Annotated in this window: 21 protein-coding genes and 2 pseudogenes; 7 read left to right on the top strand and 16 right to left on the bottom strand. The window is 74.4% G+C overall.

Going from position 1 to position 23,221, the window contains the following annotated elements; genetic code table 11:
* Positions 1-44: 44 nt before the first annotated feature.
* From ACWERV_RS02420 to pdhA, 8 genes and pseudogenes are all read right to left on the bottom strand, one after another.
* Positions 45-1,010: an NAD(P)H-quinone oxidoreductase gene (locus tag ACWERV_RS02420; RefSeq protein WP_452927691.1), complete on the bottom strand. Its 966-nt coding sequence runs from the start codon at positions 1,008-1,010 to the stop codon at positions 45-47.
* Between the two features lie 66 nt (positions 1,011-1,076).
* Positions 1,077-2,162 (bottom strand): potassium channel family protein, encoded by a 1,086-nt coding sequence (locus ACWERV_RS02415; protein ID WP_398174993.1) that lies wholly within the window; start codon positions 2,160-2,162, stop codon positions 1,077-1,079.
* Complete coding sequence (locus tag ACWERV_RS02410) at positions 2,159-3,562, bottom strand: molybdopterin molybdotransferase MoeA (RefSeq protein ID WP_452927689.1); 1,404 nt, start codon at positions 3,560-3,562, stop codon at positions 2,159-2,161. Before ACWERV_RS02410 ends, ACWERV_RS02415 begins: the two co-directional genes overlap by 4 nt.
* A gap of 5 nt (positions 3,563-3,567) precedes the next feature.
* Positions 3,568-3,831, bottom strand: a pseudogene (locus tag ACWERV_RS02405) (DUF6457 domain-containing protein); the annotation flags it as partial.
* 117 nt (positions 3,832-3,948) lie between these two features.
* Positions 3,949-4,533 (bottom strand): annotated as a pseudogene (mobA, locus tag ACWERV_RS02400) (molybdenum cofactor guanylyltransferase); the annotation flags it as partial.
* Positions 4,534-4,603: 70 nt separating this feature from the next.
* Positions 4,604-6,043 (bottom strand): dihydrolipoamide acetyltransferase family protein, encoded by a 1,440-nt coding sequence (locus ACWERV_RS02395; protein ID WP_452927687.1) that lies wholly within the window; start codon positions 6,041-6,043, stop codon positions 4,604-4,606.
* Positions 6,043-7,074, bottom strand: coding sequence for an alpha-ketoacid dehydrogenase subunit beta (locus tag ACWERV_RS02390; protein WP_452927685.1), 1,032 nt, complete (start codon positions 7,072-7,074; stop codon positions 6,043-6,045). Before ACWERV_RS02390 ends, ACWERV_RS02395 begins: the two co-directional genes overlap by 1 nt.
* The gene (pdhA, locus tag ACWERV_RS02385; protein ID WP_452927682.1) at positions 7,071-8,246 is read right to left on the bottom strand and encodes a pyruvate dehydrogenase (acetyl-transferring) E1 component subunit alpha; all 1,176 of its coding nucleotides are present in this window, start codon (positions 8,244-8,246) and stop codon (positions 7,071-7,073) included. Before pdhA ends, ACWERV_RS02390 begins: the two co-directional genes overlap by 4 nt.
* A 182-nt stretch (positions 8,247-8,428) precedes the next feature.
* On the opposite strand from pdhA, the gene ACWERV_RS02380 reads away from it, so the two are divergent.
* A complete protein-coding gene (locus ACWERV_RS02380; RefSeq protein WP_398175008.1) occupies positions 8,429-8,911 on the top strand; it encodes an Lrp/AsnC family transcriptional regulator in 483 nt (160 codons plus the stop codon).
* 113 nt (positions 8,912-9,024) lie between these two features.
* On the opposite strand, the gene ACWERV_RS02375 is transcribed toward ACWERV_RS02380, so the two are convergent.
* Both ACWERV_RS02375 and ACWERV_RS02370 read right to left on the bottom strand, forming a co-directional pair.
* A complete protein-coding gene (locus tag ACWERV_RS02375) occupies positions 9,025-9,612 on the bottom strand; it encodes a TetR/AcrR family transcriptional regulator (RefSeq protein ID WP_398175011.1) in 588 nt (195 codons plus the stop codon).
* Positions 9,609-11,135, bottom strand: coding sequence for a 3-hydroxyacyl-CoA dehydrogenase (locus tag ACWERV_RS02370; protein WP_452927680.1), 1,527 nt, complete (start codon positions 11,133-11,135; stop codon positions 9,609-9,611). The genes ACWERV_RS02375 and ACWERV_RS02370 overlap by 4 nt, the downstream gene beginning before the upstream one ends.
* A 238-nt stretch (positions 11,136-11,373) precedes the next feature.
* Between ACWERV_RS02370 and paaN the strand changes: the two genes are divergently transcribed.
* Complete coding sequence (gene paaN, locus ACWERV_RS02365; protein ID WP_452927677.1) at positions 11,374-13,056, top strand: phenylacetic acid degradation protein PaaN; 1,683 nt, start codon at positions 11,374-11,376, stop codon at positions 13,054-13,056.
* A 63-nt stretch (positions 13,057-13,119) separates the two neighbouring features.
* Here the strand turns inward: paaN and ACWERV_RS02360 are convergent, their stop codons facing one another.
* The 3 genes from ACWERV_RS02360 to ACWERV_RS02350 all read right to left on the bottom strand — a co-directional run bounded on the left by ACWERV_RS02360 (position 13,120) and on the right by ACWERV_RS02350 (position 16,090).
* Positions 13,120-13,920, bottom strand: a complete 801-nt coding sequence (locus tag ACWERV_RS02360) for a TrmH family RNA methyltransferase (RefSeq protein WP_452927674.1) — start codon at positions 13,918-13,920, stop codon at positions 13,120-13,122.
* 95 nt (positions 13,921-14,015) lie between these two features.
* Positions 14,016-15,302: an HTTM domain-containing protein gene (locus ACWERV_RS02355; protein ID WP_452927672.1), complete on the bottom strand. Its 1,287-nt coding sequence runs from the start codon at positions 15,300-15,302 to the stop codon at positions 14,016-14,018.
* A 122-nt stretch (positions 15,303-15,424) separates the two neighbouring features.
* Positions 15,425-16,090: a DUF5819 family protein gene (locus ACWERV_RS02350; RefSeq protein ID WP_398175026.1), complete on the bottom strand. Its 666-nt coding sequence runs from the start codon at positions 16,088-16,090 to the stop codon at positions 15,425-15,427.
* A gap of 217 nt (positions 16,091-16,307) precedes the next feature.
* Between ACWERV_RS02350 and paaA the strand changes: the two genes are divergently transcribed.
* The 5 genes from paaA to ACWERV_RS02325 are packed head-to-tail and all read left to right on the top strand — an operon-like array spanning position 16,308 to position 20,015.
* Complete coding sequence (gene paaA / locus ACWERV_RS02345) at positions 16,308-17,396, top strand: 1,2-phenylacetyl-CoA epoxidase subunit PaaA (protein WP_452927669.1); 1,089 nt, start codon at positions 16,308-16,310, stop codon at positions 17,394-17,396.
* Complete coding sequence (paaB, locus tag ACWERV_RS02340; protein ID WP_398175032.1) at positions 17,393-17,695, top strand: 1,2-phenylacetyl-CoA epoxidase subunit PaaB; 303 nt, start codon at positions 17,393-17,395, stop codon at positions 17,693-17,695. Before paaA ends, paaB begins: the two co-directional genes overlap by 4 nt.
* A complete protein-coding gene (paaC, locus tag ACWERV_RS02335; RefSeq protein ID WP_452927665.1) occupies positions 17,692-18,444 on the top strand; it encodes a 1,2-phenylacetyl-CoA epoxidase subunit PaaC in 753 nt (250 codons plus the stop codon). The genes paaB and paaC overlap by 4 nt, the downstream gene beginning before the upstream one ends.
* Positions 18,438-18,956, top strand: a complete 519-nt coding sequence (paaD, locus tag ACWERV_RS02330) for a 1,2-phenylacetyl-CoA epoxidase subunit PaaD (protein WP_452927663.1) — start codon at positions 18,438-18,440, stop codon at positions 18,954-18,956. The genes paaC and paaD overlap by 7 nt, the downstream gene beginning before the upstream one ends.
* Positions 18,957-20,015: a 2Fe-2S iron-sulfur cluster-binding protein gene (locus tag ACWERV_RS02325; RefSeq protein WP_452927660.1), complete on the top strand. Its 1,059-nt coding sequence runs from the start codon at positions 18,957-18,959 to the stop codon at positions 20,013-20,015.
* A gap of 95 nt (positions 20,016-20,110) precedes the next feature.
* On the opposite strand, the gene ACWERV_RS02320 is transcribed toward ACWERV_RS02325, so the two are convergent.
* The 3 genes from ACWERV_RS02320 to ACWERV_RS02310 form a co-directional block, all read right to left on the bottom strand.
* Positions 20,111-20,443, bottom strand: coding sequence for a rhodanese-like domain-containing protein (locus ACWERV_RS02320; RefSeq protein ID WP_398175044.1), 333 nt, complete (start codon positions 20,441-20,443; stop codon positions 20,111-20,113).
* A 60-nt stretch (positions 20,444-20,503) separates the two neighbouring features.
* The gene (locus ACWERV_RS02315; protein ID WP_452927657.1) at positions 20,504-21,346 is read right to left on the bottom strand and encodes a hypothetical protein; all 843 of its coding nucleotides are present in this window, start codon (positions 21,344-21,346) and stop codon (positions 20,504-20,506) included.
* Positions 21,347-21,444: 98 nt separating this feature from the next.
* Positions 21,445-22,863, bottom strand: a complete 1,419-nt coding sequence (locus tag ACWERV_RS02310; RefSeq protein ID WP_452927654.1) for a DUF2252 domain-containing protein — start codon at positions 22,861-22,863, stop codon at positions 21,445-21,447.
* Between the last annotated feature and the right edge of the window lie 358 nt (positions 22,864-23,221).

Here is a 23,221-nt window from a genome sequence, read left to right as displayed (position 1 = left end):
AGCGACAATTCCGGCATCCCGGGCGGGGAGCGGGGTGTTGGCGGTCAGACGGTGAGCAGGATCTTGCCGACGTGCTCGCTGCTCTCCATCAGCCGGTGCGCCGCGGCGGCCTCGGCCAGCGGGAAGGCCCGGTCGACGACCGGGCGGACGGTGCCCGCCTCGACCAGCGGCCAGACGTGCTCGCGGACAGCCGCGACGATCGCCGCCTTCTCCGGCTCCGGCCGGGCCCGCAGACTGGTCGCGATCACGGCGGCACGCTTGGCGAGCAGCTTCGCGAGGTTGAGTTCCGCCTTGACGCCGCCCTGCATGCCGATGACGACCAGGCGCCCGTTCAGGGCCAGGGCGTCGAGGTTGCGGTCCAGGTACTTCGCCCCGACCACGTCCAGGATGACGTCGGCGCCCCGGTCACCGAGCTGCTCGACGAAGTCCTGCTCCCGGTAGTTGACCAGGATGTCGGCGCCCAGCTCGCCGCAGAAGGCCAGCTTCTCCGCCGTGCCCGCGGTGGTCGCGACCGTCGCGCCGACGGCCTTCCCGAGCTGGATGGCCATGGTGCCGATGCCGCTGGAGCCGCCGTGCACGAGCAGTGTCTCGCCCGGCCGCAGGTGCGCGATCTGGAACACGTTGGACCAGACCGTCGCGGTCACCTCGGGCAGCCCCGCCGCCGTGACCGGGTCGATGCCCTGGGGCAGCGGCAGCAGCTGCCCGACCGGCACCGCCACCAGCTCGGCGTAGCCGCCGCCGGACAGCAGCGCGCACACCTCGTCGCCGACCGCCCAGCCGGCCACGCCGGGGCCGAGTCGCACGACCCGCCCGGAGCATTCGAGGCCGGGGTAGCGGGAGGCACCGGGCGGCGGGTCGTAGAAGCCCTGCCGCTGCAGGACGTCGGCGCGGTTCACGGCCGAGGCCGCGACCTCGACGAGCACTTCGCCCGGACCCGGTTCGGGGTCGGGCACCTCGGAGAGGACCAGCGCATCGGGCCCGCCGGGCTCGGCAATGGTGATCGCACGCATGCCCCGACCTTACGGGAAGCGCTCGCGGCGGTCCGTCGCGCCGTGCTGCGGTGCTGGATCCCGCGGTCAGTCCAGCGGCGCGGTCTCCGTACCGCCGGTCGCCCGGTGGATGGTGATCAGCCGGTCTCCCGGGCGTAGCGGCGAGGCGTCCGGGTCGTCGTGGCCGAGAAGGCGCGAGCCGCGCTTGACCGACACCACCAGATCGCCGCACTCGCGCGGCGCCCTGCCCGCCTCGGACGCCGTTACCGGCCGTTCGATGAGGTCGAGCCCGCTGCCGTAGGTGATCAGGTCGTCCATCACCTGCCCGACGCTGGGGCTGAGCACGCCGAGCCCCAGCAGCCGCCCCGCGTAGCCGGAGCTGGTGATGACGGAGTCGGCGCCCGACTGCCGCAGCAGCGGCCCGTTCTCGTCCTCGCGGACGGACGCGACGATGTGCGCGGTCGGGTTGAGCTGACGCGCGGTCAGCGTGACCAGGACGGCGGTGTCGTCGCGCTGCGCGGCGACGACGATCTGCCGCGCCCGCTGCGCCTCGGCACGGCGCAGCACCTCACTGTGCGTCGCGTCGCCCGCGACCGCGACGAACCCCTCCTCGGTCGCGCCGTGCACCGCCTTGTGGTTCGGGTCCACGACCACGATCTGCTCCTTCGGCACCCCGCGCCCCAGCAGCGTCCGCGCCGCGGACCGGCCCTTGGTGCCGTACCCCACGATGACGACGTGATCGCGCACCGTTCTCCTCCAACGGGTGATCCGGAACTGCTCCCTGGTCCGCTCGGTCAGCACTTCCAGCGTCGTGCCGACCAGGATGATCAGGAAGAGCACACGCAGCGGCGTCACGAGAAAGGTGGTCGTCAGGCGCGCACTGGTGCTGTACGGGACGATGTCGCCGTAGCCCGTCGTCGACAGCGTGACCGTCGAGTAGTAGAGCGCGTCGAGGAAGCCCACCGAGGTGTCGGCGGCGTCGTGGTAGCCGCGGCGGTCGGTGTAGACGAGGACGACGGTGACGGCGAGCACCAGCAGCGCGAGCAGCAGCCGCTTGCTCACCTGCACCAGCGGGCCCGCGGCCTGGTGCGGGAAGGCCACCACGTGTCCGCCGGGCGTGGCGTCGGGCGGCGGCGCCTCGTCCCCGCCGCCCGGCCCCTCCGGCGGGGTCATGTACCGCTCCCCCACGCGGGCGCGAGCACCCCGGTGTCCAGCACCGCCGTCTCCTCCCCGGCCCTCCCGCCGCCCGGCGGGATCACCGCCATACCGTCCGCCGCGGCCAGCCCGCGCAGCATCGCCGGACCGGTGAAGTGCAGCGGCCGCGCGGCCGATTCGTCGTCGAAGACGACAGGCACGAGCCGGGTGTCCACCGGATGGCCCGGCACGTCCGAGGTCAGCGGCGCCGCGTACGGGGCCGGCAGCGGCCGTCCGGCCAGCGTGCGCAGCACGGGGGCGACCAGGGTGAGCACGCCGGAGACGGCCGCGAGCGGATTGCCGGGCAGCCCGGCCAGCAGGCCCCCGGCGGGCAGCCGGGCGAGCAGCATGGGGTGCCCCGGCCGCACCGCCACCCCGTCGACGAGCAGCCCTGCGCCGAGCCGGGCCAGTACGGGATGCACATGGTCGACCGGGCCGCCCGCCGTCCCGCCGGTGGTCACCACCAGGTCGGCGGTGCTCGACGCCAGGGCGGCGTGCAGCACGTCGGCGTCGTCCGCGAGCCGCCGCACCCCGGTGACGTCCGCGCCGAGCCCGCGCAGCCACGACGGCAGCATCGGGCCGAGCGCGTCGCGCACCCGCCCGGTCCGGGGCGGCCCCTGGTCCAGCAGTTCGTCGCCGAGCACCAGGATCTCGACCCGGGGGCGCATGACGACGGTCAGCTCGTCGTATCCCGCCGCGGCGGCCAGCCCGAGCACCGCCGGGGTGACCAGCGCCCCCGTGGGCAGCAGTTCGTCACCGCTGCGGCATTCCTGGCCCCTGCGCCGTATCTCCTGGCCGGGCCCGGGAGGGGAGTGCGGCGCCAGCACGTGCAGCCACTCGCCGTCGGTCCGCTGCCGCACACCACCGTGCTCGCTGCGCAGCACCGCGGTGGTGCCCGGCGGCAGCACCGCACCGGTGGCGATACGCACCGCGTGGCCGCCCAGCAGGGGGTCGGACGGCCGCCGCTGCCCGGCGAGCACCTGCCCCTTCAGCCGCCACGGCCCCTGGCCCGCGACCGCCCAGCCGTCCATCGCGGAGGAGTCGAAGGAGGGCAGGTCCGTCAGCGCGGCGAGCGGCCGCGCCAGTGCCATGCCGAGCACCTCCTCGCCGAGCGGCAGCGCCCGCGCGTCGAGCCTGCGCCCCGCCCGGCGGGCGATACGCCGCGCCTCCGGCCAGGAGACGGTACTCGCCGCGGGCGGGGCGGGCTCGGGCGCGCGCACCGGCTCGTGGCCGAGCGCGACCGCCAGCGGGTCGTTGGCGGGCGGCCGCGCGCTCCGGCCCGCCCTGCCCCGGGGCCCGTTGGCCAGCGCGAGGGCGTCGTCCAGGGCGCGGTCGGCGGCGTCCTCACCGCTCGGGCCGCGGTCACGGGGGCGGTTCATCCGGCTTATTCCTCCGGTTCCGGCCAGTGCACGGCCAGGTCCGCGGCCTTGCGCGCCGCCTCCCGCACGGCCTGCGGCCCGCCACCGGCCTGCGCGGCCGCGTAGCCCACCAGGAAGGTGGTCAGCGGCGCCGCCGGGCGCGCGACACCGTGCGCGGCGTCACGGGCCAGGTCGAGCAGGACACCGGTGTCCACGTCGAGGTCGATGCCCAGTTCGGTCTTGACTGCTGCGATCCATTCGTCCACCACACGCCCATGGTCCCCGATCCGCCCCCGCAAGCCACCCAGGCTCACCCCGTGGACACCCCGCCCGGCCCACCCGCGCCCATGGGCAGCGGTGCCGACGGGGCGTCAGACGCCGGGCAGGCCGCCGCGCGGGTCCAGGCGGGAGCGCGCGACGGCGACGTCCTCCCATGTGTCGCAGTCGAAACTCGCCCGGCCGGAGGGGTCGGGGATCCGGCGCAGCGTCAGAGCCGAGGTGAGCAGGCGCAGCGGAAGGCCCGACAGGGTGCCGTACTCGGCCCGGAGCAGCGCGGCCTCGCGGCGCAGCGGCTCGGCCCGGTAGGCCGCCGCGAGCGGCTGGTCGCGGCCGCCCGCGTCGGTGAGCAGCACACCCTCCCATGCGCCGGTGAGGTTGCCGGTGAGCGCCGCGACCGTGTCCACCGTGAGGAAGGGCAGGTCGGCGGCGAGCACGAGCACGACCGGCGGACGGTCCGGGCCGTCGAGCGCGGCGAGTCCGGCGGCCAGCGCGGGCAGCGGGCCGCCGCCCGCGGGCTCTTCGCGGGTCCAGCGCACCGGCCGGGCGGTGGGCCTGCGCGGGCCGACGACGACGGTGCGGTCGGCGTCCGCGCACACCGAGAGCACCCGGTCGAGCAGCGTCCGGCCGCCGACCGCCAGCGCGGGCTTGTCGGCGCCGCCCAGCCGCCGGGCCGCGCCGCCGGCCGGCACCACCGCGTCGTAGCTCGTCGTCATGACGCCGAGTATCCCCCGGCAGGTGCGCGACACGGCCGGGGGAGCGGGCCGGGCAGCGGGCCGGGGCGGGTCAGACGGCTGCCAGCAGCACGGCGGGCTGCTCGACGCAGTCGGCCACCATCCGCAGGAAGCCGCCCGCGGCGCCGCCGTCGCACACCCGGTGGTCGAAGGTGAAGGACAGCTGCACCACCTGGCGCACCACCAGCTCGCCCTCGTGCACCCACGGCTTCGGGGCGATCCGGCCCACACCGAGCATCCCGGCCTCGGGGTGGTTGATGATCGGCGTGGAGCCGTCGACACCGAAGACACCGTAGTTGTTCAGCGTGAACGTCCCGCCGGTCAGCTCGGCCGGTGCCAGCGTTCCGGTGCGGGCGGACTCCGTGAGCCGGGCGATCCCGTCCGACAGCGCCGCCGTGGTCATCGTGTGGGCGTCGCGCAGCACGGGCACCACGAGGCCGCGGTCGGTCTGCGCGGCGAAGCCGAGGTGCACCGCGGGCAGCCGCACGATCTCCGAACGCTCGGTGTCCACGGTGGCGTTGAGCTCCGGGTAGCGGGCCAGCGCGGCCGTGACCACCCTGGCCAGCAGCGCGAGCACGGAGATCCGGCGCTGTCCCGAGGCGTTCATCGCGGCGCGGGCCGCGAGCAGTTCGGTGGCGTCGGCGTCCACCCAGCAGGTCGCGTCGGGCACTTCGCGGCGGCTGCGGGCCAGCTTCTCCGCGGCGGCCCGCCGTATCCCGCGCAGCGGCACCCGCTCCGCGCCCTCCGGTACGGCCGTGGGGGCGGTGGCGGAAACCGGGACGGCGGGAGTGGCGGCGGGGGGAATGGCGGTGGGGGCCGCTGTGATCGCGCGCTCGACGTCGGAGCGCAGGATCAGTCCCTCGGGCCCGCTTCCGGCCAGCGTCCGCAGGTCCAGCCCGTGCTCGCGGGCGATCCGCCGCACGAGCGGCGAGATGACGGCCACCGGCCCGCGGTCCGCACCGTCAGCGCCGCCGTCGGGCCTGCCCTGCCCGGCCGGCGCGTCGGGCACGGGCGTCGGCGGGGGAGCGGGAGCCGGAGGCGGCGCGACCGCCGCGGGCGCGGGACCGGCCGCCACCGGGGCGGCGCCGGGTGCGGCCCGGCGGCCGCCCGCCCGGATCCGCCCCCGGCGACGGCCCGCGGCACCGGCGGTGCCGTAGCCGACCAGCACGTTGCCGGAGCCCTGTCCGCCGTCCGCGGCTCCCGCGGGGGCGGCGCCGTCCGTACCACCGGCCGCGTCCGCGTCGGCGGACCCGACCGCGACGGTCACCAGCGGCCGTCCGACGGCGAGCGACTCGCCCTCCTCGCCGAACCGCGCGGTGACCACGCCTCCGTAGGGGCACGGCACCTCGACCACGGCCTTGGCCGTCTCCAGTTCGACCACCGGCTGGTCGATCGCGACCACGTCGCCGACCTCCACCAGCCAGCGGACGATCTCCGCCTCCGTCAGCCCTTCCCCGAGGTCGGGGAGGGTGAACTCGCGCACCACGGCCATCAGTCGTCCTCCCACTGGAGTCGGCCGACCGCGTCGAGGATGCGGTCCACACCGGGGAGGTGGTGCCGTTCGAGCATCGGCGGCGGGTACGGGATGTCGAAGCCGGTGACCCGCAGCACGGGTGCCTCCAGGTGGTGGAAGCAGCGTTCGGTGATGCGGGCGGCGATCTCCGCGCCCGCCCCGGCGAACCCCGCCGCCTCGTGGACCACGACGGCCCGCCCGGTGGCGCGCACGGCCGCCGCGACGGTCTCCTCGTCGAAGGGCACCAGGCTGCGCAGGTCCACCACGCCCAGATCCCAGCCCTCCGCCGTTGCCGCCTCCGCCGCCTCCAGGCACACCGGCAGCGACGGCCCGTAGGTCACCAGCGTCGCCGTGCGCCCGGCCCGGCGCACCGCGGCCTGTCCCGGCGGCGGCACCGCCGCCGGCTCCCGGGGCGACCAGTCGGCCTTCGACCAGTACAGCCGCTTCGGCTCCAGGAAGACGACCGGGTCGTCGGAGGCGATGGCCGCCCGCAGCATGCCGTAGGCGTCCTCCACCGTGGCCGGGGTGTAGACGTGCAGGCCCGGGGTGTGGACGTAGTAGGCCTCCGAGGAGTCGCTGTGGTGCTCCACACCGCCGATGCCGCCGCCGTAGGGGATCCGCACGGTGATGGGCAGCGGCAGCGCGCCCCGGGTGCGGTTGCGCATCCGGGCGACATGGCTGACGAGCTGCTCGAAGGCCGGATAGGCGAAGGCGTCGAACTGCATCTCGACGACCGGCCGCAGCCCGTACATCGCCATGCCGACGGCCGCGCCGAGGATCCCGGCCTCGGCGAGTGGCGTGTCCGTGCAGCGGTCCTCGCCGAAATCCCTGGTCAGACCGTCGGTGATGCGGAAGACCCCGCCCAGCGTGCCGACGTCCTCCCCCATGACGTGCACGGCCGGATCCGCCGCGAGGGCGTCCCGCAGCGCCTGGTTGAGCGCCTGCGCCATGGTGGTCTGCTTACGGGCGGGCGGCGCCGTGCGGCCCGCGTCGGTGGTGGCAGTGGTCATGGCCGGCGCTCCGCCGCCGGCGCCTCAGCGGGAGCGGCCGAGGCTGCTTCCGCGGCCTCCGTCGCCTCTGCTGCCTCCGCCGCCTCTGCCGCTATCTCCGCGCGCAGCATCTCGGCCTGTTCGCGCAGTTGCTGCGTGGGCTCGGCGTAGACGTGCGCGAAGAGCTCCATCGGGTCGAGCGAGGGCTCCTCGTGCATCCGCGCCCGCAGGTCGGCGGCGAGCGTCTCCGCCTCGTCGGCCACCTGCTGCCGCCCCGCCTCGTCGAGCAGCCCGCGGCCGGTCAGTTCCCTTTCCAGCAGCTCCACCGGGTCGTGCGTGCGCCACGCGGCGACCTCGGCCTCCTCGCGGTAGCGGCCCGCGTCGTCGGCGTTGGTGTGCGCGTCGATCCGGTAGGTGACCGCCTCGACCAGAGTGGGGCCGCCGCCGTCCCGCGCGCGGTTCAGCGCCTCGGTGAGGACCTGGTGGACTGCCGGTGCGTCGTTGCCGTCCACCAGCCTTCCCGGCATGCCGTAGCCCACGGCCTTGTGCGCGAAGGTGGGGGCCGCGGTCTGCTTGGCCAGGGGGACGGAGATGGCGAAGCCGTTGTTCTGCACCAGGAAGACCACCGGCGCCCGCCAGACGGCGGCGAAGTTGAGTGCCTCGTGGAAGTCGCCCTCGCTCGTACCCCCGTCACCGACCATGGCGAGCGCGGCCACCGGGTCCCCGCTGAGCCGGGCGGCGTGGGCGAGGCCGACGGCGTGCGGCAGCTGGGTGGCGAGCGGCGTGCTGAGCGGGGCGACGCGGTGGACGCGCGGGTCGTACCCGGTGTGCCAGTCGCCGCGCAGCAGCGTCAGCGCCTCGACCGGGTCCACCCCGCGGGCCACCACGGCGAGGGTGTCGCGGTAGCTGGGAAACAGCCAGTCGGCGGGTGCGAGGGCGAGAGCGGCGGCGACCTCGCAGGCCTCCTGGCCGGTGCTGGACGGGTAGACGGCGAGCCTGCCCTGCTTGGTCAGGGCGGTGGCCTGCCGGTTGTAGCGGCGACCGCGGACGAGCTGCGCGTACAGGGCGCGCAGCAGCGCGGGGTCGAGACGCGCGGCGGCCGGGGTGCCGAGCAACCGGTAGGGCTCCGGGTCGGGCAGCAGCGGCGCGGCGTCGGCGCGAGGCCGCCAGGCGGGGGTGTCCAGCACGGTCATCGCGAGCACCTCCTTGTGGTCGGTGACCGTCAGCAGTCGGGAGCGCGAGCGGGTTCCGCTCTCCCTACCGATTGTTCGGTCGCCGGAGGCATTTTGGCTACGGGGTGGTTCCGCCTGTGGACAAACGGTTCTGCACAGCCTGAGATGGAGCCAGTACGTCCATGGTAGGGAGCCCCGGGGGGATGGCGAGAGAACAGATGGCCGACCAGGAGCCCGCAGCGCGGCCGCTGGACCCGACGGACCGCACGATCCTCCGGCTGCTCCAGGAGGACGGCAGGGCCTCGGTGCGGTCGGTGGCGGAACGGGTGCACGTGTCCCGGGCGAACGCGTACGCCCGGATCAACCGGCTCATCGAGGACGGGGTGATACGCGGCTTCACGGCCCGGGTGGATCACGAGCGGGCCGGGCATGCCGCCTCCGCCTACATCACCCTCAAGATCGTCCAGAATTCCTGGCGGACGGTGCGGGAAAAGCTCGTGGCCCTTCCCGGCGTCGTCCACATCGCCCTGGTCAGCGGCGATTTCGACGTCCTGCTGCTGGTGCACACCGTCGACAACCGCAGCCTGCGGGAGCTGGTCCTCACCCGCCTCCAGCTGATCGAGGAGGTGCTGAGCAGCAGGACGCTGCTGGTCTTCGAGGAGACGGACCTGGTGGTCGGCGACTGACCCGGACGCCCGGCAGGGGCCCGGCGCCGCCCGGTCCGGCCGCCGCTCCCGACGGCTCGCGGCCCGCCTTCGACCGTTCGGGTGACAGCGAGGCGAGGTCAGGCGCCTGCCTCCTACGCGCGCAGCCCGTCGAAGGCCAGCCGCACCACGGCGTCGGCGACCTGCTCCCGGTCCAGCGCGCCCTTGGCGGCCGGCCGGTACCACTCGGCTATGGAGTTGATCATCCCGAAGAGCAGCCTGGTCGCCAGCCGCGCCTCCACGTCCGTCCGCAGGTCCCCCTCCGCCACCGCGGCCTTGAGCAGCTCCGCGACCCGCTGGTCGAACTCCCGGCGGCGCTTCATGGCCCAGCGCTCCGTCGTGGTGTTGCCGCGCACCCGCAGCAGCAGCGTCACATAGGGGAGTTCGTCCATCAGGACCACGGCCGTGCGCCGGATGACGAACTCCAGCTGCCGCACCGCGGCACCCTCCCGCGCCGCGGGCTCCTCCAGGATGCCGAAGAGCGCGTCGAGCGCGCGCCCCACCGCCCGGTGGAGCAGCTCCTCTTTGCCGCGCACATGGTGGTAGATGGAGGACTTGGAGATCCCGGCCACGCGGGAGAGGTCCTCCATGGACGTGCCGTCGTAACCGCGCTCGTTGAAGACCTCCACGGCCACGGCGAGCAGCGAGTCCGGCGTATAGGTGTCGCGCTTCGGCATGGTCATGAGGAGATCACATCCTGCTCCCGCCACGCGCGCCGCCTCAGCCCCTGGCTGGGCGCGTAGCGCCCGGTGGGGTACATGTCGTGCATCCCCTCCAGCACATCCACCGTGTATTGCGCCGAGATACGGTCGCACCACTCCAGCGGGCCCAGCGGGTAGTTAACCCCCAGCCGCATCGCGGTGTCGACGTCCTCGGCGGAGGCCACCTGGCGCGCGACCGCGTCGGCCGCGAGGTCGGCCAGCATGGCGACGGTCCGCGCCACGATCAGGCCGGGAGCGCTGTTGACGACACTGACCTCCTTGCCGAGCGCCTGGAAGAGGCCCACCGCGTGCGCCACCGCGTCCGCGTGCACCCCCGGTTCGGGTGCCAGCGCGATCCGGGTGGCGGCCCGGTAGTCGGCCGCGAGGTCGAAGCTGATCTCCGGTTCGTCGCTCTCCCGGCCCGCGGCCAGGCGGAGCAGCGTCCCGTCGGGCAGCACGAGGCCGCCGTCACCGCCCTCGGGGTCCTCGGCGACCTCGACACCGGCCTCCCGCAGCATCGGCACCACCTCCCGCGCGGGCCCCAGGCTGCCGCGCACCAGCACCCTGGTCGGCGCCAGGGCGGGTTCGGCGGTGTGCGGCTGGTGTCCGGGGTCCGCGGTGCCGCCGGGGCGGCCGTCCGCCGGATAGGGATACCAGCCGCGGCCGGACTTCCTGCCGAGCCGGCCCGACTCCACCAGGCGGCGCTGGGCCACCGACGGGGTGAACTTCGGGTCGTGGAAGAAGGCCTCCCAGACCGTACGGGTCACCGCCTCGTTGACGTCCTGGCCGATCAGGTCCATCAGCTCGAAGGGCCCCATGGCGAAGCCGCCGCATTCGCGCAGGACGGCGTCGATGGTCGCCGGGTCCGCGACCCGCTCCTCGTACAGCCGCAGGGCCTCGGCGTAGAAGGGTCGCGCGATGCGGTTGACGATGAAGCCGGGGGTGTCCGTGCAGCGCACCGGTGTCTTGCCCCACGCGGTCGCCGTGTCCGCGGCGCGGGAGACGGCCGCCGGGGAGCTCTCCGCACCCGCGACCACCTCGACCAGCGGCAGCAGCGGGGCCGGGTTGAAGAAGTGCATCCCGACCAGCCGGCCCGGCAGCCGCAGCGCGCCGCCGATGGCGGTCACCGGCAGCGAGGAGGTGTTGGTCGCCAGCAGGCAGCCGTCCGCGACGACGTCCTCCAGGCCCGCGAAGAGCGCCTGCTTGGCGGCCAGGTCCTCGACGGCGGCCTCCACCACGAGCGCGGCGTCCGCCAGCTCGGCGGCGCTCTCCACGGGTACGAGCCGCGCCAGCGCCTCCTTTTGCTCGCTCGCGCCGAGCCTGCCCTTGGCGACCAGCCGGTCGAGGCGGCCCGCCACGCCGTCGGCGGCGGCTTCGGCCCGTCCCGGAAGGGCGTCGTGCAGCAGCACCCGGTGGCCGGCGAGCAGCGCGACCTGCGCGATGCCCTGGCCCATGGTGCCGGTGCCGACGACGGCCACGGTGCTGGTGCGGTCGATCCCGGTCACACTGTCCCCTGTTCCCTCTCGCGGCGTCCTGCCCGTGCCTGCCCGTCCACGTTCCGCCCCTCCCTGGCCGTCCCCGTCCCGGCCCGTCGCGGCGCTCGCGGTGCCCGGTGGCCGGGGGGCGCGACGGGCCCGGAGAGTTTTCCACAGGCCCGGGACGGCCGCCTTGTCCCGACCGACCATTCGGTTAATCTAGCTGTGTCGCCCTCACTCCGCGCAGCTCGACGAGGAGTTGGTCCCATTGTCCGCCGGTCTCTCCCCCCAGTCCCTGGCAGAACGCCACCGCGCCACCCTCGACACGGCGCTGGACACGATCAGGACGCGCGGCTTCTGGTCGCCCTACCCCGAGCACCCCAAGGCGTACGGGGACGCCGAGGAAGGCAAGGCCGCGTTCGACGCGCTGCCCGGCAGGCCCTTCCCGTTCGCGGCGGAGCAGCCGGGCACGGACGAGTGGACGGGCGGCGAGCGCTCGCCGTACGGCGTGGAGCTGGGCGTGAGCTATCCGCACCCCGACCCGGACGTCCTGCTGCCCGCGATGCGCGCGGCGATGCCCGCCTGGCGGGAGGCCGGACCGGAGACCCGGGCACTGGTCTGCCTGGAGATCCTGGCCAGGATCAACACGCGGACCCACGAGATGGCCCACGCCGTCATGCACACCTCCGGCCAGGCCTTCACGATGGCCTTCCAGGCCGGTGGCCCGCACGCCCAGGACCGCGGTCTGGAAGCGGTGGCCTACGCGTACGCCGAACAGGTCCGCGTGCCCGGCACCGCCGAGTGGGTGAAGCCGCAGGGCAAACGCGATCCGCTGGAGCTGCGGAAGTCCTTCACCGCGGTGCCGCGCGGCATCGGCCTGGTCATCGGCTGCAACACCTTCCCGACCTGGAACGGCTACCCGGGTCTCTTCGCCTCGCTGGCCACCGGCAACGCGGTGCTGGTCAAGCCCCATCCGCAGGCCGTGCTGCCGCTCGCGCTGACGGTGTCCGCCGCCCGTGACGTACTGGCCGAGGCGGGCTTCTCCCCCGACCTGGTGTGCCTGGCCGTGGAGCGCCCCGGCGAGGGCCTGGCCAAGACGCTGGCGCTGCGACCCGAGATCCGCATCGTCGACTACACCGGTTCGACCGCCTTCGGCGACTGGCTGGAGGCCAACGCCCGGCAGGCGCTGGTCTTCACCGAGAAGGCCGGCGTCAACACGGTGGTCGTCGACTCCACCGACGACTACCGCGGCATGCTCGCCAACCTGGCCTTCTCGCTGTCCCTCTACAGCGGCCAGATGTGCACGACGCCGCAGAATCTGCTGATCCCCAGGCACGGCATCAGCACCGAGGCCGGACCGCGGACGTACGACGAGGTGGTCGCCGACCTCGCCGCCGCCGTGGAGAAGCTGCTCGGTGACGACGCGCGGGCCAACGCGCTGCTCGGCGCCCTGGTCAACCCGGAGGTCAGGGCCCGGGTGGAGGCCGCCCCCGGCATGGGCGAGGTGGCGCTCGCCTCCCGGGAGGTCGTCCACCCCGACTTCCCCGACGCTGTGGTCCGCACCCCGGCCCTGGTCCGGCTGGACGCGGCCAAGCCCGACAGCGAGGCCCTCTTCACCGCCGAGTGCTTCGGCCCGGTCGCGTTCGCCGTCGCCGTCGACTCCACCGACGAGGCGCTGAAGCTGCTGCGCCGCACCGTCCGCGACCACGGCGCCATGACGGTCGGCGGCTACACGACCTCGCCCGAGGTCGAACGGCGGCTGGAGGAGGTGTGCTTCGAGGAGTGCGCCCAGCTGTCGCTCAACCTGACCGGCGGGGTGTACGTGAACCAGACGGCCGCCTTCTCCGACCTGCACGGCTCCGGCGGCAATCCCGCGGCCAACGCGGCCCTGTGCGACGCGGCCTTCGTCGCGGGCCGTTTCCGGACGGTGGAGGTGCGCAGGCCCGCCTGAGCCGCACCAGGCCGGGGCCGGGGCGCGCCGCCCGCCTGCGCCCCGTCCGCGGCCCGCCGGTGCTCAGGAGCGGCCCGGCACCCGCACGGAAGCCGAGGTGGCCGCCCAGTGGTAGAGGGCCATGCCGACGCTGGTGGCGAGGTTGTAGCTGGACACCTGCGGGCGCATCGGCAGCGCCACCAGCGCGGTGGCGCGGGCCCGCAGCTCCTCGGACACCCCGTGCCGCTCCGAGCCGAAGACGATCAGCGCGTCGTCCGGCAGCTCGGCGGCCCGGATGTCCTCGCCCTCCGGGTCGAGGACGTGCAGCGGGCCCGGCGGCAGCCCCTCCGGGCCGGTGCGGGCCACCGCGGTCGCGTAGTGCAGTCCGGCGCCGGCGCGTACGGCGTTGGGGTGCCAGGGGTCCAGGTCGCCCGTGGTGACCACGCCCGTCACCCCGAAACCGGCGGCGAGCCGGACGACGGCGCCGACGTTGCCGAGGTTGCGGGGGCGGTCGAGGACGACAACGGGCGCGCGCCGGGGCAGCGCGGTCAGCGCCGCGGTACGGCGCGCGGGGTCGGGGGCGGCGGCGAGGGCGGCCACCGCGGTGGGGTGGACCCTGGCCACCAGGCCGCGCAGCTCGGCGGCCGGGATCTCGGTCACGCACGCCCTGAGGGCGGCCGTCAGGTCGGGCGCCAGGTCGGCGGCGAGCCGCAGCACGGCCTCCTTGTCGCTGCTGACCGCGACGAGGACGTCGGCGCCGAAGCGCAGCGCGTGCTTGAGGGCGTGGAAGCCGTCGAGCAGCACCGCGTCCGCGGCGTGCTCGTGCCAGCGGATCACGGCGGACCGCTCCCCGGACAGCCGGATCGCGGCCTGCTCGTCGCTCATGGCGCCCAGCCTACGGCCGGACGCCGAGCCGCCCCGGCCTCCCGGGTGTGGTCCGGGAGGCCGGGGCGGCTCGGGAAGGGACAGGCCCGGGGGCCTCAGGTCAGGTCGGTCACCGGCTCGGCCACCGGTGTGCCGCCCGCGGGGACGTCGCCGGCCTGCCTGCTGCCCGGGACCGCGGCCGCCTCGCGCGGACCGGTGGACAGCCGCAGCAGCCGGGCCACGTGCTGGCCGATCCAGCGCAGGAAGTTGGTGGGCAGGAAGACGGAGTCGGCGGCGATCATCGCCAGCGAGAAGATGGGCAGCCCGAGCACGATCGCGATCGACGCGTGCTCCAGCATCATCGCGCCCAGCAGCACGTTCTTCACCTTGCGGTTGAAGAGGGTGAAGGGGAAGGCGACCTGCACGATGACGGTGCCGTAGGTGATCAGCATGACCATCAGCGAGTTGCCCGCCAGCGTGTGCGAGAGCGAGGGCCACGGCGTGAAGTCGTCCAGGTGGAGCGGGTAGTAGAGCGCGGTGCCGTCCTCCCACCGGCTGCCCTGGATCTTGTACCAGCCGGCCGTGGAGTAGATCAGGCAGACCTCCACGACGATCACCAGCATGGCGCCGTTGTGGATGACGTTGGCCATGATGTCGAGCACCGAGCGCGGCTCACCGGGCGCGTAGCGGCGCACCGCCCACCACAGCGCCTGGACCAGCAGGCCCGCCCACAGGGCCACCTTCCACTCGGTGGAGAGCTTGCCCATCGACGTGGCGAGGACCAGGCCCGCGGCCAGCAGCACCCACAGCCCGACGCCCACGGGGTCGCTCCCGGTGCGCGCGGGCAGCAGGTCGGCGGAGAGTTCGGGCTCCACCACGCCCCGCGCCCCGGCCCTGGCCGCGGCCCGGTCGGCGAGCCTGCGGTCGACCGACCAGACCTGGCCGCAGCGGGTGAAGACCAGGTAGATGGCCATGAGGTGGACGACGTTGTCGCCGCCGTCGCCCATGAAGACGCTGCGGTTCTGCAGCGACAGCACGCCGATCATGAAGAGCACGGACGCGGTCCTGGTGCGCCAGCCGACCAGCAGCATGGCGCTGCTGACGATCGCCACCGCGTAGACCAGCTCGAACCAGCCGCGGCTGTCGCTCCACATCAGCGCGGTGAAGGCGTGGTTGCCGGCGATCAGCCGCTTGGCGAGGTCGAAGCTCCACGGGCTGTCGGGGCCGTACAGCTCCGAGCGGTGCGGGAATTCGCGCAGCAGGAAGAGCAGCCAGGTCAGCGCGAAGCCGATGCGGACGATCGCGACCTGGTAGGGGCCGAGGGCGGAACCGGTGACCTTGGCCAGGCCCTGGGCGATACCGCGGTCGACGGCCGCGCCGAGCCCGGCGAAGGGCGAGGGCACGGGCCCGTCGTCCTTGCCGGGAGCGTCGGCCGCGGCGTGGCTGCCACCCGCACCGGCACCGGTACCGGCACTAACACCGGGGGCGTCGGGAGCGGCGGATCCGGCGGGGGTGCGTGGGTCGCTCACGAGGCCTTCTCCTGCCCGGCAGGGGCCGTGGGGAGGACCCACCACGGCAGTTCACGGTAAGTGGTCGTGGCGCTGGGGGCCTGGCCGCTCCAGTCCGGCTTGGCGACCGGGGTGACCGCCGCCCGCGCCTGGATGCGGACGACCGTCCCGCCGTCGAGGTGCGTGCCGAGGCGCTCGGAGATGATGTTGCGCAGGTAGGTGTCGCTCAGGTCGCTGCCGTTGCCCGAGGTCGGCTGGTTCTGGTCGTTGTGGGTGTCGGTGTAGTAGCCCCAGGCGCGCCGTAGCTCGTTCTGGTCGGTGTGGCTGGGGATCGGGTTGTGCCGCATGGCCGCCACGTCCTGCGCCGTCAGGTCCACCCATCCGGTGGTCTGGGTGCTGCCGTCCGGCTTGCGGACCTCCGCCCTGGCCTGCACATGATTGTTCTGCTGGACCGGATCGGGCGCGAACAGCTTCCAGTTCTGCTCGAACTCGGGATAGATGTAGTCGCTCACCGCCGCGGCGTGCTGGGTGTTGAGCGTGTTCGACGGCGAGACGTGCAGGAACACCATGCCGAGGTGGAAGAGCGCTCCCACGGCGACGACGCCGACGGTCACCGCCACCGTTATTCGTGCGGGCAGCGACAACGTCGCCACCTGGGGCGTCGACCCCTCCGCTGACTCCATCGTCTCTCCGCTCTCACGTCGTCGCACCAGGCGCGCTCATGCCGGGCAGCACGCTACCGATCCCGAAGTCCGGCGGTGACCTTACCGAGTTATCCACAGGTGACGGAATGCCTTGACACCCCCATGACCGGCCATCGACCATGGAACGGACCGAACGATCGGTCGGTGGTGCATCCGGCAGAGCAGGACAGGGCATCCGCGCGAAGGAGGCGTCCGCATGACGACCACGGCGACGACGACGGGCACGGCCGCGCCCCGGGCGACCGGAGCGACCGGAGCGACCGCCCAGGCGGCCGCCGCTGAGGACGTCAGAGCGCTCACGGAGGCCTTCGACGCGGCGGTGGCCGACGAGGTGCGGATCGAGCCGCGCGACTGGATGCCGGACGCCTACCGGGACACGCTGGTCCGCCAGATGGCGCAACACGCCCACTCGGAAATCATCGGCATGCAGCCCGAGGCCAACTGGATCACCCGCGCCCCCTCGCTGCGCCGCAAAGCGATACTGATGGCCAAGGTCCAGGACGAGGCGGGCCACGGCCTCTATCTCTACAGCGCGACCGAGACCCTGGGCGTCAGCCGCGACGACCTGCTGGACAAACTGCACGCGGGCCGCCAGCGGTATTCCTCGATCTTCAACTACCCCACGCTCACCTGGGCGGACGTCGGAGCCATCGGCTGGCTGGTGGACGGCGCCGCGATCACCAACCAGGTGCCGCTGTGCCGCTGCTCCTACGGCCCGTACGCGCGGGCGATGGTGCGCATCTGCAAAGAGGAGTCCTTCCACCAGCGGCAGGGGTACGAGCTGCTGCTCGCCCTCAGCCGCGGCACCCCCGAGCAGCGCACCATGGCGCAGGACGCGGTGAACCGCTGGTGGTGGCCCTCGCTGATGATGTTCGGCCCGCCCGACGACGAGTCGGCGCATTCCGCCCAGTCGATGGCCTGGCGGATCAAGCGCCATTCCAACGACGAGCTGCGGCGCCGCTTCGTGGACATATGCGTCCCGCAGGCGGAGATCCTCGGCCTGACGCTCCCCGACCCCGACCTGCGGTGGAACGAGGAGCGCGGCGGCTACGACCACGGGCCGATCGACTGGACGGAGTTCCGCGAGGTGCTGCGGGGCAACGGACCGTGCAACCGCGAGCGGCTGGAGCGCCGCCGGTCGGCCCACGAGAAGGGCGCCTGGGTGCGACAGGCGGCGGCCGCCTACGCCGCCAAGCACGCCTCCGGACCGGAGGGCGCGGACGGGCATGGGCGCACGAACGGGCAGCGGCAGCAGGAACAGCAGCGGCAGGAGAAGGACGCATGAGCGGGCAGCAGCAGCCGGGCGGCGAGTGGCCGCTGTGGGAGGTCTTCGTCCGCAGCCGGCGCGGGCTCAGCCACACCCACGCGGGCAGCCTGCACGCCCCGGACGCCGAGATGGCCCTGCGCAACGCGCGGGATCTCTACACCCGGCGGGCGGAGGGCGTGTCGATCTGGGTGGTGCCGTCCGCGGCGGTCACCGCCTCCTCCCCCGACGAGAAGGACGCCTTCTTCGAGCCCGCCGCCGACAAGCCGTACCGCCACCCGACGTTCTACGCGATCCCCGAGGGGGTGAAGCACCTGTGACCGCGCCCGTGACCCCGCCGACCACCGCGCCGGGCCCCTCGGCCACCGCGGCCGCCGCCCTGGCCCTGGGCGACGACGCCCTCGTGCTCGCCCAGCGGCTGGGGGAGTGGGCCGGGAACGCCCCCGTACTGGAGGAGGACGTCGCCCTCACCAACATCGCCCTGGACCTGCTCGGCCAGGCCCGCACCCTGCTCTCCCTGACCGGCGACGAGGACGAACTGGCCTTCGGCCGCGAGGCCCACCAGTTCCGCAACGTCCAGCTGGTGGAGCACCCCAACGGCGACTTCGCCGACACCATCGCCCGCCAGCTCTTCTTCTCGGTCTACCAGGAGCTGCTGTACGGCGCGCTCGCCGGCGGCGACGGCGAGCTGGCGCCGCTGGCCGCCAAGGCGGTCAAGGAGGTCGCCTACCACCGCGACCACGCCGAGCAGTGGACGCTGCGGCTCGGCGACGGGACGGAGGAGAGCCACCGCAGGATGCAGCGCGCCCTGGAGGAGCTGTGGCCGTACACCGCGGAGCTGTTCGACCCGCTGGACGGGCTTACGGTGGAGCTGCCCGCGCTGCGCGGGGCCTGGCTGGAGCGGATCGGGGCGGTCCTGGAGCGGGCGACCCTCGCCGTGCCGCAGGGCAGCGACCGCACGGCGTGGTCGGCGGGCGGCGGACGGCAGGGCGTCCACACCGAGGCCTTCGGGCGCCTGCTGGCCGAGATGCAGTATCTGCACCGCGCCCACCCGGGGGCGTCATGGTGAGCGACAGCCCGCTGGAGCGCGAGCTGCTGCGGCTGGTCGGCGAGGTCCCGGATCCGGAGCTGCCGGTGGTCTCGCTCGCCGACCTGGGGGTGCTGCGCGGCGTGGAGGTCACCGGACCGGGCCGGGTCGAGGTGCAGCTGACCCCGACGTGGACGGGCTGCCCGGCGCTGGACACGATGGCGGCCGACATCACCCGGGTGCTCACCGAGCACGGCATGTCCGACGTGGAGGTCCGCACCGTACTGGCGCCCGCCTGGACGACCGACGCGATCAGCGCCGAGGGCCGCCGCAAGCTCGCCGAGCACGGCGTCGCGCCACCGCGGCCGGGTGCCGGTCCGGGCGCGGCCGCGGGCGACCGGGGCACGCCCGTCGCCGTCGACCTGGCGGTGCGCTGCCCGCACTGCGGCTCCACCGAGACGGTGCTGCTGAGCCGCTTCTCGTCCACGGCGTGCAAGGCGCTGCGCCGCTGCGAGTCCTGCGGCGAGCCGTTCGACCACTTCAAGGAGGTGTGAATGTTCCATCCGCTGCGGGTGGCCGAGGTCAGCCCGCTCACCGACGACTCGGTGACCCTCACGTTCGAGGTCCCCGAGGAGCTGCGCGGGGCGTATCGCTACGCGCCCGGCCAGCACATCGTGATCCGCCGCAGGGTGGACGGCGCGGAGATCCGCCGCACCTACTCGCTGTGCGACCCGGTGGCCGCGGGCCCCGACCCGGGGCCGCGGCGGCTGCGGGTGGGGGTGCGGCTGGTGGAGACGGGCGAGTTCTCGACGTACGCGTTCAAGGAGCTGGCGCCCGGGGACGTCCTGGACGTCATGACGCCCGCGGGCCGGTTCGTCCTGGAGCCGCGGCCGGGCCGCTTCGCCGCGGTCGTCGGCGGCAGCGGCATCACCCCGGTGCTGTCGCAGGCCGCGACACTGCTGGCGCGCGAGCCCCGGGCGCGGTTCTGCCTGGTCCGCAGCGACCGTTCGGCGGCCTCCACCATGTTCCTGGACGAGGTGGCCGAGCTCAAGGACCGCTGGCCGGACCGCTTCCAGCTGGTCTCCGCGCTCTCCCGGGAGGAGCAGCAGACGGGGCTGCCGACCGGGCGGCTGGACACCGACCGCCTGACGGCGCTGCTGCCCGCGCTGCTGCCCGTCGCGGAGGTGGACGGCTGGTATCTGTGCGGTCCGCTCGGCCTCGTCGGCGCGGCCGAACGCGCGCTGCGCGGGCTCGGCGTGCCCCGGTCGCGGGTCCACCAGGAGATCTTCCATGTGGACGAGCCGCCCGCGCCCGGCGCCGCCGCGGCGATACCCGGCGGCGGCACGGTCCGGGCGACGCTGGACGGCCGGGCGGGCAGCTGGCGCTCGCAGGCCGGGGAGAGCGTGCTGGAGACGGTGCTGCGCAACCGGCCGGACGCCCCGTTCGCCTGCAAGGGCGGGGTGTGCGGGACGTGCCGGAGCCGGCTGGTGTCCGGCGAGGTGCGGATGGACCGCAACTTCGCGCTGGAGCCGGAGGAGACCGAGGCGGGCTACGTACTGGCCTGCCAGTCGCACCCGCTCACCCCCGAGGTCGAGGTCGACTTCGACGCCTGACCGGCGGACGGGTCGCATCGGCCGGGCCGCGGTCCGCGGACCGGCCGTCCGTGGGACGGGCCGGACGCGGGACGGGCCGGACGCGGGGCGGAGCGTCAGACCACGAAGCCCGCGGCGCCGTCGCCGGTGACGACAGGGCGGCCCGCGGCCTCCCAGTCGAGCATGCCGCCGCTGACGTTCACCGCGTCCCGGCCCTGGGCGATCAGATACTGCGTGACCTGGGCCGACCGGCCGCCGACCCGGCAGACGACATGGAGCGGGGCGCCCTCGGGCACCTCGTCGATCCGGGCGACGACCTCGCCCATGGGGATGTGGACGGCGCCTTCGGCGTGGCCCGCCGCCCATTCGTCGTCCTCACGGACGTCGAGCAGGACGGCGCCGGCCGGTACGGCGGCGGCATCCACCGAGGGCAGCTGCGAACGGAACATCGGGTCGGCCTCCTGGGGCGCGGGAGAACGCGGTGACGCGTGGGCTCCCGCAAAGCTACCTCAGCCGCCGGCGGGGTCCTGGACGAGTTCGGCGAGCCTGGCCTCACGCTGGGCGACCTGGCCGAGAAGCTGCTCGGCGATCTCGTTGAGCAGCGCGTCCGGGTCCTCGGGCGAGAGCCGCATCATCTGGCCGATCGCACTCTCGTCCAGCTCGGTGACCATGGCGGCCAGCATCTCCTTGCGCTCGGCCAGCCACTCCAGCCGGGCGTAGAGCACCTCCGCCTCGCCGGGCAGGTCCGCGAGCGGTACGGGCCCGGCCTCCCACTCCTCGGCCAGGGCCTGGAGCGCGTCCTCGTCCGCGTAGGCGTAGGCCTCGTTGACGCGGGCGATGAAGGCGCTGCGCCGCTCCTTCTCCTCCTCGTCGTCCTGCGCGAGGTCGGGGTGGGCCTTGCGGACCAGTTCGCGGTAGAGGCGCTGGGCCTCCTTGCCGGGGCGGACCCGGCGCGGCGGGTTGGGGTCCTCCACCGGGCGTACCCCGTCCGAGCCGAGCAGCCCGCCGAACAGCTCCTCCACACCAGGCATGGGCATGACGAGGGCGCGGGCCTCCCAGGCCCGCTCGATGTCCGCCCGGTCCCCGCTGTGGGCCGCGACGGCCTCCGCGATCAGCGCGTCCAGCTCGTCCAGGCGCGCGTACATCGGGCCGAGCCGCTGGTGGTGCAGCCGCGAGAAGTTCTCCACCTCGACCCGGAAGGTCTCCACGGCGATCTCGAACTCGATCAGCGCCTGCTCGGCCGCGCGCACCGCCTTCGCCAGCCGCTCCTGCCCTGCCGACGCGGGCGCGGCACCGGGCACGGCGGCAGGGCCGGACGCGGCGGCGGACTCGGTTCCGAAGGTGTTCGTCACCCGGACAGCCTAGGCCCTGTCCCGCCGAACGCGCCGAAAGCGCCGGGCGGGCACGGCCCCGCGCCCCGCCCCCGGCCCGGCACCGCGCACAACCGGGCTCAGCCCTCCGTCTCCGCGGCCAGCCGCCCGCTGCGGACGGCCGCGAGCAGGTCGGCGTGGTCGGCCTCGGTCCGGTCGGCGTAGGCCACCGCGAAGGCCGCCACCGCGTCGTCCAGTTCCTCGTTCTTGCCGCAGTAACCGGCCACCGCGCGCGGATCCGCGCTGTGCGCGTGCGCCCTGGCCAGCAGCGCACCGGTCATCCGGGCGTAGTCGTCCAGCAGCCCGGGAGGCAGCGTCGCGGGGTCCACGCTGCCCTTCCGGTTCCGGAACTGCCGCACCTGGTACGGCACACCGGACACGTCCGTCCAGCCGAGCAGCAGGTCGCTGACGACCTGCATCCGTTTCTGGCCGAGCACGACCCGGCGCCCCTCGTGCCCCGCGGGTTCCGCGGCGAAACCGGCCTTCGCCAGGTGCGGCAGCAGCGCCGAGGCGCGGGCCTCCTTGACCTGGAGCACCAGCGGCTCCCCCAGGTGGTCCAGCAGCAGCACCACGTACGACCTGGTCCCCACGCTGCCGGTGCCGACCACCCGGAAGGCGACGTCGTGCACGGCGTAGCGGGCGAGCAGCGGCAGCCGGTCCTCGCCGACCGTGCGCAGGTAGCCGTCCAGTGCGCCCGCGACGGCCGCGGCCTCCGCGTCCGGTATCCGCCGCAGCACCGGCGGGGCGTCGGTGAAGCGCCGCGCGCCCCCGTCCAGCGTCTCGGTGGAGCGCGCCGCGAACTTCGCGCTGGTGTTGCGCCGGGCCTTCGCGGAGACCTGCTCCAGCGTCCCGGCCAGGTCGTGGGCCCCGGCGTGCGCGACCAGCCGCTCGTCGGCGATGGCGTTCCACGCCTCGTGCACCGGGAGCTTGGCCAGCAGCCGCATCGTCCGCCGGTAGGCGCCCACCGCGTCGTACGCCGCCGCCCGGCAGACGTCCTCGGCCGCGCCCGCCTCGCGCCCGGCCAGCACCAGCGACACCGCGAGCCGCAGCACGTCCCACTCCCAGGGGCCGCGCGCGGTCTCGTCGAAGTCGTTGATGTCCATCACCAGGCCGCCGCGGGCGTCGCCGTAGAGGCCGAAGTTCGCCGCGTGCGCGTCGCCGCATATCTGGGCGGCGAGGCCGGTCACCGGCCGGTCGGCGAGGTCGGCGGCCATGAGCCCGGCGGAACCGCGCAGGAAGGCGAACGGGCTCGCCGCCATCCGCCCCACGCGCAGCGGCACCAGCTCGGGTATCCGCCCGGCGTTGGACTCCTCGACGGCGGCGACGGCGGCCGCGCCGCCCCCGGCGCCCGCGTTCTCCCGCTCCCGCCACGTCCACAGCTCGGGCCGTCCGAAGACGTCCCGCGGCACGCTCTCGCGCAGCGCCTTGCCCTGCTGTTTCGCCGACCGCTCGTGCGGCCAGCGCGCGAACCCCGCCACATGCGGCACCCGTGCGTGCACCGAACAACTCCCCCCAGCCGCCCGCGTCAGCGGACATCACGTGATGTAACCCACTGCGGGGGTCAATCCGGCTGTTCGGCCGCCCCCGCCGCCCGATCCGTGCTTGCCTTGAGTCCAGAGGACCCTACTCAGCGGCGAACCGCAGGTGCACGACGTTGGACGACATCAACCGGCATCCCGCAGCCACCGATGCAGATGATCACACGGAACGTCCCACACCCCAAGAGCAGCGTGACGGCCAGGCACGCCCCGCCGCCCGCCGGTTAGCCGGAGCGCGCCCCGCGGCGAACGGCACGCCGCCGCACCCGGCCGACGGCGTCCCGGGGCCACCTGCCGCCGAGCCGTTCGGCAGCGCCCC

Source organism: Streptomyces sp. NPDC004031 (genome assembly GCF_053604375.1).
This window is presented reverse-complemented; position numbering and strand designations above follow the sequence as displayed.